The organism is Methylocystis parvus OBBP (genome assembly GCF_027571405.1).
Lineage (GTDB): Bacteria > Pseudomonadota > Alphaproteobacteria > Rhizobiales > Beijerinckiaceae > Methylocystis > Methylocystis parva.
The window spans coordinates 600521-613506 of sequence record NZ_CP092968.1 but is presented as its reverse complement, the minus strand read 5'-3'; the positions used below and the strand labels follow the sequence as shown (position 1 = coordinate 613506).

At 64.6% G+C, this 12986-nt stretch carries 16 protein-coding genes; 7 read left to right on the top strand and 9 right to left on the bottom strand.

What is annotated here, in order from left to right; genetic code table 11:
• Positions 1 to 28 precede the first annotated feature (28 nt).
• Positions 29 to 1474, bottom strand: a complete 1446-nt coding sequence (gene pyk / locus MMG94_RS03010; RefSeq protein WP_016920553.1) for a pyruvate kinase — start codon at positions 1472 to 1474, stop codon at positions 29 to 31.
• A 49-nt stretch (positions 1475 to 1523) separates the two neighbouring features.
• A complete protein-coding gene (locus tag MMG94_RS03005) occupies positions 1524 to 1949 on the bottom strand; it encodes a DUF1036 domain-containing protein (RefSeq protein WP_051001129.1) in 426 nt (141 codons plus the stop codon).
• A 230-nt stretch (positions 1950 to 2179) separates the two neighbouring features.
• Between MMG94_RS03005 and MMG94_RS03000 the strand changes: the two genes are divergently transcribed.
• Both MMG94_RS03000 and MMG94_RS02995 read left to right on the top strand, forming a co-directional pair.
• Positions 2180 to 2764, top strand: a complete 585-nt coding sequence (locus MMG94_RS03000) for an NAD(P)H-dependent oxidoreductase (protein WP_016920555.1) — start codon at positions 2180 to 2182, stop codon at positions 2762 to 2764.
• 80 nt (positions 2765 to 2844) lie between these two features.
• Positions 2845 to 3288, top strand: coding sequence for a PA2169 family four-helix-bundle protein (locus MMG94_RS02995; RefSeq protein WP_016920556.1), 444 nt, complete (start codon positions 2845 to 2847; stop codon positions 3286 to 3288).
• 31 nt (positions 3289 to 3319) lie between these two features.
• Here the strand turns inward: MMG94_RS02995 and hemB are convergent, their stop codons facing one another.
• Complete coding sequence (gene hemB, locus MMG94_RS02990) at positions 3320 to 4333, bottom strand: porphobilinogen synthase (RefSeq protein WP_016920557.1); 1014 nt, start codon at positions 4331 to 4333, stop codon at positions 3320 to 3322.
• A 114-nt stretch (positions 4334 to 4447) separates the two neighbouring features.
• Between hemB and MMG94_RS02985 the strand changes: the two genes are divergently transcribed.
• Both MMG94_RS02985 and MMG94_RS02980 read left to right on the top strand, forming a co-directional pair.
• Complete coding sequence (locus MMG94_RS02985; RefSeq protein ID WP_026016344.1) at positions 4448 to 4897, top strand: hypothetical protein; 450 nt, start codon at positions 4448 to 4450, stop codon at positions 4895 to 4897.
• Between the two features lie 6 nt (positions 4898 to 4903).
• Positions 4904 to 5404 (top strand): hypothetical protein, encoded by a 501-nt coding sequence (locus MMG94_RS02980; RefSeq protein WP_154420062.1) that lies wholly within the window; start codon positions 4904 to 4906, stop codon positions 5402 to 5404.
• A 571-nt stretch (positions 5405 to 5975) separates the two neighbouring features.
• Here the strand turns inward: MMG94_RS02980 and gatB are convergent.
• Positions 5976 to 7445: an Asp-tRNA(Asn)/Glu-tRNA(Gln) amidotransferase subunit GatB gene (gatB, locus tag MMG94_RS02975; RefSeq protein WP_026016345.1), complete on the bottom strand. Its 1470-nt coding sequence runs from the start codon at positions 7443 to 7445 to the stop codon at positions 5976 to 5978.
• A 90-nt stretch (positions 7446 to 7535) separates the two neighbouring features.
• Between gatB and MMG94_RS02970 the strand changes: the two genes are divergently transcribed.
• Entirely contained in the window at positions 7536 to 7823 is a 288-nt protein-coding gene (locus MMG94_RS02970; protein WP_244415395.1) for a hypothetical protein, read from the top strand.
• Positions 7824 to 7857: 34 nt separating this feature from the next.
• Here MMG94_RS02970 and MMG94_RS02965 read toward each other — a convergent pair whose 3' ends face one another.
• From MMG94_RS02965 to gatC, 3 genes are read right to left on the bottom strand one after another with little or no spacing between them, the layout of a single operon-like run.
• Complete coding sequence (locus MMG94_RS02965) at positions 7858 to 8190, bottom strand: chorismate mutase (RefSeq protein WP_016920563.1); 333 nt, start codon at positions 8188 to 8190, stop codon at positions 7858 to 7860.
• A complete protein-coding gene (gene gatA / locus MMG94_RS02960) occupies positions 8190 to 9674 on the bottom strand; it encodes an Asp-tRNA(Asn)/Glu-tRNA(Gln) amidotransferase subunit GatA (protein ID WP_016920564.1) in 1485 nt (494 codons plus the stop codon). The genes MMG94_RS02965 and gatA overlap by 1 nt, the downstream gene beginning before the upstream one ends.
• Positions 9675 to 9722: 48 nt before the next feature.
• Complete coding sequence (gatC, locus tag MMG94_RS02955) at positions 9723 to 10010, bottom strand: Asp-tRNA(Asn)/Glu-tRNA(Gln) amidotransferase subunit GatC (protein ID WP_016920565.1); 288 nt, start codon at positions 10008 to 10010, stop codon at positions 9723 to 9725.
• Between the two features lie 199 nt (positions 10011 to 10209).
• On the opposite strand from gatC, the gene ruvX reads away from it, so the two are divergent.
• Both ruvX and MMG94_RS02945 read left to right on the top strand, forming a co-directional pair.
• The gene (gene ruvX / locus MMG94_RS02950) at positions 10210 to 10680 is read left to right on the top strand and encodes a Holliday junction resolvase RuvX (protein WP_016920566.1); all 471 of its coding nucleotides are present in this window, start codon (positions 10210 to 10212) and stop codon (positions 10678 to 10680) included.
• A gap of 188 nt (positions 10681 to 10868) precedes the next feature.
• Complete coding sequence (locus tag MMG94_RS02945; protein ID WP_244415397.1) at positions 10869 to 11126, top strand: hypothetical protein; 258 nt, start codon at positions 10869 to 10871, stop codon at positions 11124 to 11126.
• Between the two features lie 3 nt (positions 11127 to 11129).
• Here the strand turns inward: MMG94_RS02945 and dprA are convergent, their stop codons facing one another.
• Entirely contained in the window at positions 11130 to 12377 is a 1248-nt protein-coding gene (gene dprA / locus MMG94_RS02940; protein ID WP_016920568.1) for a DNA-processing protein DprA, read from the bottom strand.
• Entirely contained in the window at positions 12374 to 12964 is a 591-nt protein-coding gene (gene plsY / locus MMG94_RS02935; RefSeq protein ID WP_016920569.1) for a glycerol-3-phosphate 1-O-acyltransferase PlsY, read from the bottom strand. The genes dprA and plsY overlap by 4 nt, the downstream gene beginning before the upstream one ends.
• Positions 12965 to 12986: the final 22 nt, after the last annotated feature.

Genomic DNA, 12986 nt, shown 5'->3' with positions numbered 1-12986 from the left:
GCGCCCCCGTCAGGATCTCCGCTTCGCCTTACGGCGCCTCTTCCGTCAGGCTCGCTTCCCCGACATGCGCGATGCGGATCATATTGGTCGCCCCGGGCGACCCGAACGGCATGCCGGCGACGATGATCACACGGTCGCCATCCCCGCCAAAACCCTCGCTCTTCGAATATTCGCAGGCGCGCTTCACCATGTCCTCGATGTCGACGGCGTCGCGCGTCTCCAGAGCGTGCACGCCCCAGACCAGAGCGAGGCGGCGCGCCGTGTCGCGTTTGGGCGTCAGCGCGAGGATCGGCGATTGCGGGCGCTCGCGCGCGATGCGCAGCGCCGTCGTGCCGGATGAGGTCCAGGCGCAGATCGCCTTGGAATGCAGCGTCTGGGCGACGTCTCGCGCCGCGACAGCAATGGCGTCGGCGGAGGTGGGGTTCGGCAATTCGCCGCGCTGAGCATTGATGATCGAGCGGAACACCGCGTCGGTCTCGACCTCTTCGGCGATACGGCTCATGGTCGCGACCGCGTCCTGCGGATATTGGCCGGCGGCGCTTTCGGCCGAAAGCATCACCGCGTCGGCGCCTTCGAACACCGCGGTCGCCACGTCCGATACTTCGGCGCGCGTCGGAAGCGGCGAAAGGATCATCGATTCGAGCATCTGCGTCGCGATGACCACCGGCTTGCCGAGGCGGCGCGCCGAACGGTTGATGCGTTTCTGAAGGCCCGGAACGCGTTCGAGCGGCACTTCGACGCCGAGATCGCCGCGCGCCACCATCAGGGCGTCGGAGACTTCGATCACCTCGTCGAGGCGATGGATCGCCTGAGGCTTTTCGATCTTGGCCATCACCAGAGCGCGGCCCTTGGTGATCTGCTTCACTTCGATCACGTCCTCGGGACGCTGCACGAAGGAAATCGCAACCCAGTCGACGCCTTCCTTCAACGCCGCGTCGAGATCGGCGCGATCCTTGGAAGTCATGGAGGTGATCGGGATTTCCGTATCCGGCAGGCTGACGCCCTTACGGTTCGAGAGGCGTCCGGCGACGTCGACCACCGCATGGGCGCGCTCGGGCGCCGTCTCGACGACATGCAGCCTTACGCGGCCGTCATCGATGAGAATCGTGTCGCCGACCTTGAGCGCGGCGAGAATTTCAGGATGCGGCAGCCGCACGCGCGTGACGTCGCCCGGCGTCGGGTCCGAATCGAAGACGAAGACGTCGCCCTTGCGAAGATGGATCGACCCTTCCTCAAAGGCGCCGATGCGCAGCTTCGGACCCTGAAGATCGCACAGAATGCCGATTGCGCGCTCCATCTCGGTCTCGATCTCGCGGATGATGCGCACATAATTTGCGAGCGCCGCGTGGTCGGTGTGGCTCATATTGATGCGGAAGACGTCGGCGCCCGCGCGCACGAGGCCCGCGATGACCGCCTTGTCGACTGTCGCCGGTCCAAGCGTGGCGATGATCTTGGTTCGCCTCAGCCTTCTCATTTTCGTTCCCAAATCCCTGTCTAGCGGCCGCTACGACGCGGCTCTGTCATCATTGCGCGGGCGCTGCGTTCGGGTCCGTGAGCTGGACCGTCCAGCTCTTGGCGTCGCGGCCCGTGTCGATCTCGAAGAAGCCTGTGCGCTCATAGCCCCGCGCGAAGCAGTCCTCGCGACCGTCGACTCGGAATTCGCGGTCGCGCGTGCACATGAAAGCCTTGCCCTTCCATTCGCCGCCGCGCTCGTCCATGGCGTAGACATAATAGAACTGGGCCGCCAGCGGCCCGCGCAGCAACGTCTCGCATGCGGTCGGGCGGAGGTTCCACCAGCCCTCCGAGAGCCACGCCTTTCCGTCCGTATAAGCGATGGCGACGCTGACCCGCGTATTGGTGTTGTTGCACAGCCGAAAATCGGCGCGCGCCGACGCCGGCGCAAAGGCCGCGGCGAGCAAAACGGCGGAAACGAAAGCGCGTCTGACCATTTGATTTCGCAGTGCGAAGAGGCGGCGGGCGGCGGCCGCCCGGAGTTCCGGGCGGATCGTGGCAGAGGCAAACCACGTAGGGCCGCGTTTGTCCAGTCTCGGCCGGCGCTCGAGCGCCACGGACGCGCGGATCATGCGGAAATGCCCGCGCCCGCGACCATGACAATCTCACAGAAGAACCGGCGCGCATCGGCTAGGCTTATATGCGAGGCTCGCCCGAGGAGTAGAAATTGACCAGAAACATCGCTGTCATTCAGGGCCATCCCGATCCTTCGCCAGAGCGGCTCTGCCGCGCGCTCGCCGGCGCCTACGCCAGCGGCGCCGCGGCTGCCGGGCGCAATGTCCGAACCATAGACGTGGCGACGCTCGATTTCCCGCTGCTGCGCAGCCAGGCGGCGTTCGAGAGCGGCGTCGCGCCTCCGGCGATCGCCGAGGCGCAGGAAACGCTGCGCTGGGCGGATCATTGGGTGATTGTCTATCCGCTCTGGCTCGGCGACGCGCCCGCGCTGTTCAAAGGTTTCATCGAGCAGGCTTTCCGCCCGGGCTTCGCGCTTCGCTACAGGCCGGGCAAGCTCCCCGAGGGCCTCCTCAAGGGAAAATCCGCGCGCGTGATCGTGACGATGGGAATGCCGAGCCTTGTCTATCGCTTTTTCTTCTTCGCGCACGGGCTGCGCAATCTGGAACGCAACGTCCTGGCCTATGCCGGGATTGCTCCCGTGCGCGCGACATTGATCGGCTCCGCCAAAGGCATGTCGCGCGAGGCTGCGCAGCGGTGGCTGTCGAAAGTGGAAGCGCTCGGACGCGAGGGACGCTGAAACCTCCTTCGCGTGGAACAAAGAATGCCGCGCCTCGTTTCGACCGGACGCCGCGGCGTCCGTTCCGCAGGGAGGCGCAAATGGAAAATAAAGAAGTCATCAAGACGCTGACCAATCTCGCCGAGATCAGCCGTGACGGCGAGCAGGGATTCCGCACCGCCGCCAAGGAAGCGCGCGACCCTCAGCTCAAGACGGCGTTCGAAAATGCGGCGGAGCGTTGCGCCGTCGGCGCGCGCGAACTCGAGTCTCAAATTGCGGATATGGGCGGCTCGACTTCGCATTCGGGGTCGATCGCGGGCACTTGGCACAGGGTCTGGACAAGCCTCAGATCGATCGTCACAGGTCACAACGACAAGTCGATCCTCGAGGAAGTGGAGCGCGGCGAAGACATCGCCAAGAGCGCCTATGAGATAGCGATTTCAAAACCGCTGCCCCCGAATGTGCGCGAGATCGTGGACCGGCAATATCGCGGCGTGAGGGAAAATCACGACCGCGTGCGCGATCTGCGCAATCGCGCGGCGTGAGGATGCGCGCGCATCCTCCGCCGGATGCGCGTCACGCCTCCTGCAACAGTCTGGCGGCGCGCGGCGCGAAATAGGTCAGCACGCCGGACGCGCCTGCGCGCTTGAACGCGAGCAGGCTCTCCATGATCGCCCGCTCCTCGTCGAGCCAGCCATTCTGCGCCGCGGCCATGATCATCGCGTATTCGCCGGAGACTTGATAAGCGAAGGTCGGCGCGTGGAAAGTTTCGGCGACGCGATGGATGATGTCGAGATATGGCATGCCGGGCTTCACCATGACCATGTCCGCGCCCTGCTCCAGATCGAGCGCGACTTCGCGCAGCGCCTCGTCCGTATTCGCCGGATCCATCTGATAGGCCCTTTTGTCGCCGCGCAGGGTCTTGCTGGTTCCGATCGCATCGCGAAACGGTCCGTAGAAAGCCGACGCATATTTTGCCGCGTAGCTCATGATCTGCACGTTCTGAAACCCTTCGCTGTCGAGCGCGGAGCGAATGGCGCCGACGCGGCCGTCCATCATGTCCGAAGGCGCGATGATGTCGGCGCCCGCTCGCGCCTGGGTCACGGCCTGACGCGCAAGCACCGAAACAGTCTCGTCATTGACGATCTCCTCGCCCACGAGCAGGCCGTCATGGCCGTGGCTCGTATAAGGATCGAGCGCGACGTCGGTAATCACGCCGATGTCGGGAGCCGCCTCCTTGATCGCGCGACAGGCGCGACAAACGAGATTGTCCGGATCGAGCGCCACGCTCGCCTTCTCGTCCCTGAGCGCGGGATCGGTATTCGGAAAGAGCGCGACCGCCGGGACGCCAAACGCCGCCGCCTCCACAATGGCCGCGACAGTGAGATCGATCGACTGACGGTAGACGCCGGGCATCGAGGAAACAGCCTCGCGGCAGCCTTCGCCCTCTATGAGGAAGACCGGCCAGATCAGATCCGACACGTCCAGACGATTTTCGCGAACGAGGCGGCGCGACCAATCGCTCTTGCGATTGCGGCGGGGCCGCTGCACGAGCGGCAGCCGCGCCGACGAAGTCTCCCGGTCCATCATAGTCGTCTCCCTTGTTGCGGACGCTTAACATGCGCGCCGGCGCCTTTCGACTCCGGCGCGCGGGCTCGTTATAAACATAAGGCGCGCCGGTTGCGCTCGCGCAGGAAAGAGAAAATGGCCGCCGCGGGCAAAGCCTCGTCACTCGCCAGCATCGTCGTAGCCGGAGCCGCCGCCTATTGCGCTTTGGCGACCCCGCTCCAGGCGCCGCAATCGAAAACGGCGAACGCGCTTGTCGCCGCGACGACGAACAGGAAGGCGCAAGCGAGCGGCTCGGCGCCGACGGTCGCCGCAGGGCCCGTCAACAAGCCGGGAGCGCCGGTCGCTCCCGCCCCAAGGCCGAAAACAAATCCGCCGCCCGCGCCCGTCGTTTCGCAGCCGCCGCAGGCGAAAACGAAGCTCGCGCCCCTGCCGCCGATCGACACGTCGACGCCGCCGCCGACTCTCCCGCGCGCCACGCGCGAGCGCATGCGGACCTGCGCCGAGGAATGGGACAAGAAGAAGCGCGCCGCCAGCGCGGCGCTCCCGATGTGGCGCGATTTCGCCGCCGGGTGCCTCACACGCTAAACGCGGTTGGCGGCATTAAAAAACATTCGCCCGAGGCGCGCCGTCGATGCGCGCTCCCCGGGCGATGTTTTTCACGTAAAGACGCCTTGCGGCGCCGTCGCCAAGCAAAGACGCCTTGATCAGGCGCCCTCGGACGGCGTTTCCGGCGCGGCGACCTTTACTTTTCGGGGCGCGCGCTTTTTGGCCGGAGCCTTCTTGGCGGTCTTCTTGGTCGCGCGCTTCTTGGTCGCGACCTTCTTCGTCGCGCCGCGCTTCTTCGTCGCTACCTTGCGGACGGCCTTGCGAGCGGTCTTCTTCGTGGCGGCCTTGCGCGTGCTCTTCTTGGCGGCCGTTTTCTTCGTCGCGCGCTTTTTCGTCGCCGCCTTTTTGGTTGCGGTTTTACGCGTGCCCTTCTTCGCCGCCGCCTTCTTGGCCGGCTTACGCTTCGTTGTAGCTCTCGCCATAATAAGTCCCCTTGATCCGAATTGCCGGAATATGGTCGACCGACAATACGCGCAAATAGCGTAACGTGGTTAATCGACTGTTCAAGTGGCGACGCGCGCAAACTAACCTCGCAAACGCTTCGCACATGCTCTCGCAGCGCTGTCGACATCGAAGAAGAGAGCGACGAAACTCCTGTCGACGCGTCACGCGATTGCTTTCGGAACGCACGGACGCACGCAAAATTTGTTGACGCGCCGCGCATGCGTCAGCACGCGAAAGTCGCGCGCGCAACGCAGTCGAAGCGCGCGCGGCGATACGCGCGTTCTCATTTCAATTGCTTGTTTTTCTTTGCACTCGCACGAACTGAGAAAGGTTCGGCAAAAGCCGCGCACAAGTCGCCGTCATGCGCCTGCGCGAACATCCGATGTCGTTTGCGCACGCGTTCCGGATAATCGAGACGAACGCGCGCACGCCGTCTTCATCCTGTCTGCAAGGAACTGCCGACGGCTCGCAACGCGCGCTCCGACAGGGGACAAAAAAAATTGTGCGCAGCGTGGAAAAAAAGGCGAAAAAAAAGTCGGCTGCGTACTGCGTCAGACAAAAATCGCGCAGGACGCAGCCGAATCTGATTCGTTTTTCGTCGAAGAAACGACGATCAGATGCTCAATTTTTGTTTCAGGAGATCGTTCACCGCCTGCGGATTCGCCTTGCCGCCGGTCTGTTTCATGACCTGTCCGACGAACCATCCGAGCATGGTCGGCTTCGCCTTCGCCTGCTCGACCTTGTCGGGGTTCGCCGCGATGACGGCGTCGATCGCGGCTTCGATGGCGCCCGTGTCGGTCACCTGCTTCATCCCGCGCGTCTCGACGATCTCCTTGGGATCGCCGCCTTCGGTCCAGACGATCTCGAAAAGATCCTTCGCGATCTTGCCCGAGATCACGTTGCTGGAAATAAGGTCGACGATCGCACCCAGCGCCTTCGCGGAAACTGGCGAACGCGTAACGTCGAGGCCCTCCTTGTTGAGGCGGCCGAAAAGTTCGTTGATCACCCAGTTCGCGGCAAGCTTGGCGTCGCGGCCTTTCGCCGTCTCCTCGAAGTAATCGGCGCTCGCGCGCTCCATCACCAATACGCCCGCATCGTAGGGCGGCAAGCCGTACTGATCGATGAAACGCTGACGTTTGGCGTCCGGAAGCTCCGGCAATTCCGCTTTCAACGCATCGACATAAGCCTGATCGAACTCGAGCGGCAGCAGATCGGGGTCGGGGAAATAACGGTAGTCATGCGCCTCTTCCTTCGAGCGCATCGAGCGCGTCTCGCCCTTGCCGGGGTCGAAGAGGCGCGTCTCCTGATCGATCTTGCCGCCGTCCTCGAGAATGCCGATCTGACGACGCGCCTCGACCTCGATCGCCTGACCGATGAAGCGGATCGAGTTGACGTTCTTGATCTCGCACCGCGTGCCGAGCCCGTCGCCCGGGCGGCGCACCGAGACGTTGACGTCGGCGCGCAGCGACCCCTCCTCCATATTGCCGTCGCAGGAGCCGATATAGCGCAGCAGCGCGCGCAGCTTGGTGACGTAAGCGCGCGCCTCCTCGGCGGAGCGCATGTCGGGCTTGGAGACAATCTCCATCAGGGCCACGCCGCTGCGGTTGAGGTCGACGTGACTCTCCGAGGGCGAAAGATCGTGCAGGGATTTGCCCGCGTCCTGCTCGAGATGCAGCCGCTCGATCCCGACCGTGATCCGCTCGGTCGGCGACACGTCCACAATGACCTGCCCCTCGCCGACGATCGGATGTTTGAACTGAGAGATCTGATAGCCCTGCGGCAGATCGGGATAGAAGTAATTCTTGCGGTCGAAGATCGAACGCAGATTGATCTGCGCCTCCAGCCCGAGCCCGGTGCGAACGGCCTGTTTGACGCATTCCTCATTGATGACTGGAAGCATGCCCGGCATGGCCGCATCCACGAGTGAGACATGGTCGTTCGGAGCGCCGCCATACTCGGCGGAAGCGCCAGAGAAGAGCTTGGCGTTCGACGTCACCTGCGCATGGATTTCCATGCCGATGACGACTTCCCAGTCGCCGGTCGCGCCTTTGATGAGCTTGGAGGGAGCCGCCTGTGTCGCCATATTTTCCTCGCTAGACCTGTTATCTTCCATATAGACCACAGCGGACGCGAGCGGAACGGGCGCTGCGCGGCATCGAAGGAAGCGGATGCGATGGCCGAGAAGGAAGACGTCAAGACGCGCCTCACCCGCCTTGTGGCGCAGATGCGCGGCGCCCCGCGCCATGTTGCGATACCGGTCGGCGTCGGCCTGGTCATCGGCGGCACGATCCTCGCGCCGCTGCCGATATTCGGGCTGTGGATGGCCCCTCTCGGACTGACGATCCTCGCGCCTCATTGGTCGGGCGCGGAACGCATGTCGAAACGACTGCGCTGGCAGTCGATGAAAATGCTGCGCTGGTCGATCCGGAACGGCTTCGTGCGCGTGAAGCGGAAGGGTTGAGGGAAGCGTCGGCCAGATCGCGATCAGACCCGCGCTACTCGCCCTTCGGCGCCCGATCCCCCATCAAACGCTCTTCATATTGGATCGACCATTCGATGACGGCGGTCCACAAATTCATCGCGACTTCGACCGAGAGCCCCTCCCGGCGCGCGGCCCCCAGCACGCGCGCCAGCACCTCGTCCACGCGGTCCGGCACGCGCGCGGGAATGCCCAGCGCGGGCTTCACTTTCGCAGCGCGCTCGATCTGCCGTTGGCGCTTGGCGAGCAGCGCGACGAGTTCGTCGTCCAACTCGTCGATCACGCGCCGCACGTCGGACATCTCGTCCTGCATCGCCTTGAGGTCGGACTCGGCTGCGGCCTTGTTCATCAACGCCACCACGGCTGCGGGAAATCGAAATTGGGGGCCGCCCGCTCGATCGCCGAGGCGAGCGAGAACAGCGTCTCCTCGTCGAACGGACGGCCGATGAGCTGAAGGCCGAGCGGCAGGCCGTTCGCGGCGAGTCCGCCGGGAACCGAAATGCCCGGCAGGCCCGCCATGTTCACCGTGACCGTGAAGACGTCGTTGAGATACATCTCGACGGGATCGGTCGAGCCCTGTTCGCCCTGCGCGAAGGCGGTCGAAGGGGTCGCGGGAGTCAGCACGGCGTCGACGCCGGCGGCGAAAGCTTCGTCGAAATCGCGCTTTATCAGGCTGCGCACTTTCTGCGCCCGGACATAATAGGCGTCGTAATAGCCTGCCGAGAGCACATAGGTTCCGATCATGATGCGGCGGCGGACCTCCGGGCCGAAGCCCTTGGCGCGCGTCTTCTCGTACATGTCGGTGATGTCGCGGCCCGGCTCGCGCAGGCCGTAGCGCACGCCGTCATAGCGCGCGAGGTTCGACGACGCTTCGGCTGGGGCGATGATGTAATAGGTCGGCAGCGCGTATTTCGTGTGCGGCAGGGAAATCTCGACGATCTCCGCGCCCGCGTCCTTCAGCCACTGCACGCCCTGATCCCAAAGGCCGGCGATCTCCGCCGACAGACCGTCGAGGCGATATTCCTTCGGCACGCCGATGCGGCGGCCTTTCACCGAGGCGCCGATCGCCTTCTCATAATCGGGCACCGGCGCGTCGACGCTCGTCGTGTCCTTCGGATCATGCCCCGCCATGGAGCGCAGCAGGATCGCGGCGTCGCGCACGGTGCGCGCGATCGGACCCGCCTGATCGAGCGACGAAGCGAAGGCGACGATGCCCCAGCGCGAGCAACGGCCATAGGTCGGCTTGACGCCCACCGTGCCGGTGAAGGCGGCGGGCTGGCGGATGGAGCCGCCCGTGTCCGTCGCCGTGGCGCCGAGGCAAAGATGCGCGGCGACGGCCGCGGACGAACCGCCGGAAGAGCCGCCGGGAACGATCTTCGCGCCCGGATCGCCTTTGCGTTTCCACGGCGAAATCACCGGGCCGAAGGCGCTTGTCTCATTCGACGAGCCCATGGCGAATTCATCGAGATTGAGCTTGCCCAGCGTCACCGCGCCGTCGCGAATGAGATTGCCGGAGACGGTCGATTCATAGGTCGGCGTGAAGTCGTCGAGGATCCGGCTTGCAGCCGTGGTCCGCACGCCGTTCGTGCAATACAAATCCTTGACGCCGAGCGGCAGGCCTTCGAGCGGCCCCGCTTGTCCGCCGGCGATCCGTTCGTCGCTCGCCGCCGCCTGCTTCAACGCCAGCTCCGGCGTTTCGGTGATGAAGCAGTTCAGAATGCGCGCGCTCTCGATCGCTGAAAGATGCGCCTTCGTCAGTTCGACGGCCGAGATTTTCTTCGAGGTCAGCGCGTCGCGCGCGTCGGCGAGGGAGAGATGCGTGAGATCGGACATCGAGTCTCTTTATATATTCGTAGCGGAACGATGCCGCGCGGCGCGAATTTACTCGACCACTTTCGGCACGACGAAATAATGGTCTTCCTTGACCGGCGCGTTGACGAGCACGTCTTGCGCAATGCCGCCGTCGGTCACGACGTCGGCGCGCTTCTTCATCTGCATGGGCAGCACGGAAGCAATCGGCTCGACGCCCTCGACGTCGACCTCGGACAGAGTCTCGACGAAGGAGAGAATGGCGTTGAGTTCGCCGCGCAGACGCTCCACCTCGTTCTCCTCGACGGCGATGCGCGCGAGATGGGCGATGCGGCGAACCACCGCGGAATCGACAGACATGGGGAAGCTCCGCCGGATGAACCTGTTACGGGCGCTATAGCGCCTGGGACGGCGGGGCGCAATGCGGAGGGGGATTTGCGGCGACCCTGACCGCGCGGGCATGAGGCGAAACGCCGTTGTCGCTGATGCTCGCTCCATGATGCGGCGCGTGCGTCATTCGAAGCCGACCAGCGCTCGCGCGGCATGCTAATATGCGCAGATGTCCGATCCCCTCGCACTCGAATCCCTCGCCGCCGCTCTCCCCCCCAAAGGCCGCCTCATCGGCCTGGACCTCGGAACGAAAACCATCGGCCTCGCTCTCTCAGACGTCGAGCGCCGGCTCGCTTCGCCGCTCGACACCATCAAGCGCGTCAAATTTTCGACGGACGCCGAGGCGCTGCTGAAGCGCGCGTCTGATTTCGAGGTTCAGGCGCTCGTTTTCGGCCTGCCGCTCAATATGGACGGCAGCGAGGGCCCGCGCGCGCAGGCGACGCGCGCCTTCATGCGCAATCTGCGCAAGCTCACGCGCCTGCCCTTCGCCTTCTGGGACGAACGTCTCTCCACAGCCGCCGTGACGCGCGAACTCATCGCGCAGGACGCGTCGCGCGCGAAACGGGCGGAAGTCGTCGATCGCATGGCGGCGGCCTATATACTGCAAGGCGCGCTCGACCGTCTCGCGCGGCTCGCATGATGTTGAAATTGGATAAGTCGGCGCTGCTAAATAAAAAACCCAAGCAATCCAAAGCGTTTTCGTATGTATACAACCTTAGCGTGTTAAATATAGCTTGACATCCATTGGCTGAGCATTAAGAAAAAGACACGTTAAGGTCGTGTTTTAACCTCTTTTTGCGACGGCGCCCCGCCACGGAGGCTGAACAGATGGCTCGCTCCACTATGTCCGTGAAAACGGCGTCCTCTGCGGCCGCGAAAGATCTCCAACCGCACGCCGCGACGCGCCGGCCGGACGAGGACACGGCCGCCATGGCGAGCTATATTGCTGATATGGCTTCGGAACTATCTCATCTCGCGGGACGCGCTGAAATGCCGATGGTCGCCTATTTCTTGAGTCTCGCGCGCGTCGAAGCTGAAATGCGGTCCCGCGAACTCGGCGGAGCTCACATTCCGAGAGAGAAATAATTACTACTTTTGATTGTATACCAGGGACACGACGTTCGAGCCGTGCCGCTCCAGCCGCCCATCCAGATCCAGCTCGACCAGCACGCTCTGGACATCTCGAGCCGTGAGCCCGGCGATTCTGATCAGTTCGTCGACCGCGACCGGGGCCGGCCCCAGCAGCGACATCACCAGCTCCCGCGCATCCGCGCGCGAAGCTTCCGGCGCGGCGATCGGCTCGGGCGCGATCGTCTTGCTGAAATCCGGCGGGCGCGCTTTCGGTTCTTCGAACGCGAGAGCCCCTTGCGGCGGGAAAAGGTCGAGTTCGTCGAAGAGCGGCTCTTCGTCCGGCGCCTGATCAGCGTCGTCGAACAGCGCGCCGCCCGCCCCTGATCCGCCAGCGGCCAACGCGTCGATGACGTCCTCCGGCCGGGCGCAAAGCGTCGCGCCCTGACGCAGAAGGTCGTTCGTTCCTTCCGCGCGCGGATCGAGCGGCGAACCCGGCACGGCGAAGACCTCGCGGCCCTGCTCATTGGCGAATCGCGCCGTGATCAGCGAGCCCGAACGCCGCGCCGCCTCCACGACGACCGTCGCCCGGCTGACGCCGGAAATGATGCGGTTGCGTCGCGGAAAATCCCTTCCGCGCGGCTCCCATTCGAGGGGCATTTCCGAGACGAGCAGCCCCTGCTCCGCGATTTCGGCGACAAGTCGCTCATGTTCGGAAGGGTAAGGCCGCGCCTGCCCGCCGGCGAGCACGGCGATCGTGCCCGTCTCCAGCGTGGCGCGATGCGCGACGGCGTCGATCCCCCGCGCAAGCCCGGAGACGATGACATAATCCGCCCGCGCCAGGCTGCGCGCGAGCCGCTCGGCGAAAGCGAGGCCGGCGGCGGAGGCGTTGCGCGAACCCACCAGGGCGACGCCGTCCCGACCCGCCGTCTGTCCGACGCCGCGGATCGAAAGAATCGGCGGCGCGTCGGGGATTTCGCGCAGCAGAGATGGATAATCGGGATCGCCCGTCGCGACGAAACGCACGCCCATCGTGAAGGCGCGGTCGATCTCGCGAAGGATTTCGTCGCGCGGCGCGATGCGAATGGCGCGGCCCCGGAGCGACTTCGCCGCGAGGCCCGGCAACGCGTCCAAAGCCGCCCGCGCGCCGCCATAGCGATTGACCAATTCCCGGAATGTGCGGGGTCCGATATTTTCGCTCCGGATCAGGCGCAGCCAATCGACGAGTTGCTCGTCAGAGAGTCGCGCGCCCGACGTCGCGCCGCTCATGACTTCTGACCAATGCGGCTTTCCGTCCCCGCGCGCAGCCTTGCGATGTTTTCCGCATGTTTGCGCCAGAGCAGCGCCGCCATCGCGCTGACGACGAAGGCCTCGCCCCCATGTCCCAAGACGAAGAGCAGGATGGGCGCGGCGACGCTCGCGACGAGCGCCGACAATGACGAGTAACGGGTAATAGCCGCGACCGAGAGCCATACCCCGCAGAAGGCCAGGCCCGTAGGCCAGTGCAGCGCGAAGAGACAGCCCAGAAAGGTCGCGACGCCCTTGCCGCCTTTGAAGCCAAGCCAGACGGGCGCGATATGGCCGACAAAGGCCGCGAAGGCGGCGATCATCGCGCCCTGGGGAGAAAGCTTCGCGCCGATGAGAACGGCGACCGTCCCCTTGAGCGCGTCGAGCAGCAGCGTCGCCGCCGCCAGATCCTTTCGTCCCGTGCGCAAGACGTTCGTCGCGCCGATATTGCCCGACCCGATGGACCGCAGATCGGCGGTCCCGGCGACGCGCGTCAGCAGCAAGCCGAAGGGAATCGAACCGAGGAGATAACCGATGATGAGCGCGAGCGCGTCGGGCAGGAAAGACATTTGGAAGGCCGTAACCCAGTCT

Bases quoted from the DNA above. Each gene is read 5' to 3' on its own strand.
- plsY (WP_016920569.1), bottom strand. From the start codon at position 12,964: ATGTCTTTCCTGCCCGACGCGCTCGCGCTCATCATCGGTTATCTCCTC.
- MMG94_RS03005 (WP_051001129.1), bottom strand. From the start codon at position 1,949: ATGGTCAGACGCGCTTTCGTTTCCGCCGTTTTGCTCGCCGCGGCCTTT.
- gatA (WP_016920564.1), bottom strand. From the start codon at position 9,674: ATGTCCGATCTCACGCATCTCTCCCTCGCCGACGCGCGCGACGCGCTG.
- MMG94_RS02985 (WP_026016344.1), top strand. From the start codon at position 4,448: ATGGCCGCCGCGGGCAAAGCCTCGTCACTCGCCAGCATCGTCGTAGCC.
- hemB (WP_016920557.1), bottom strand. From the start codon at position 4,333: ATGATGGACCGGGAGACTTCGTCGGCGCGGCTGCCGCTCGTGCAGCGG.
- gatC (WP_016920565.1), bottom strand. From the start codon at position 10,010: ATGTCTGTCGATTCCGCGGTGGTTCGCCGCATCGCCCATCTCGCGCGC.
- MMG94_RS02995 (WP_016920556.1), top strand. From the start codon at position 2,845: ATGGAAAATAAAGAAGTCATCAAGACGCTGACCAATCTCGCCGAGATC.
- pyk (WP_016920553.1), bottom strand. From the start codon at position 1,474: ATGAGAAGGCTGAGGCGAACCAAGATCATCGCCACGCTTGGACCGGCG.
- MMG94_RS02945 (WP_244415397.1), top strand. From the start codon at position 10,869: ATGGCTCGCTCCACTATGTCCGTGAAAACGGCGTCCTCTGCGGCCGCG.
- MMG94_RS02965 (WP_016920563.1), bottom strand. From the start codon at position 8,190: ATGAACAAGGCCGCAGCCGAGTCCGACCTCAAGGCGATGCAGGACGAG.
- MMG94_RS02970 (WP_244415395.1), top strand. From the start codon at position 7,536: ATGGCCGAGAAGGAAGACGTCAAGACGCGCCTCACCCGCCTTGTGGCG.
- gatB (WP_026016345.1), bottom strand. From the start codon at position 7,445: ATGGCGACACAGGCGGCTCCCTCCAAGCTCATCAAAGGCGCGACCGGC.
- dprA (WP_016920568.1), bottom strand. From the start codon at position 12,377: ATGAGCGGCGCGACGTCGGGCGCGCGACTCTCTGACGAGCAACTCGTC.
- ruvX (WP_016920566.1), top strand. From the start codon at position 10,210: ATGTCCGATCCCCTCGCACTCGAATCCCTCGCCGCCGCTCTCCCCCCC.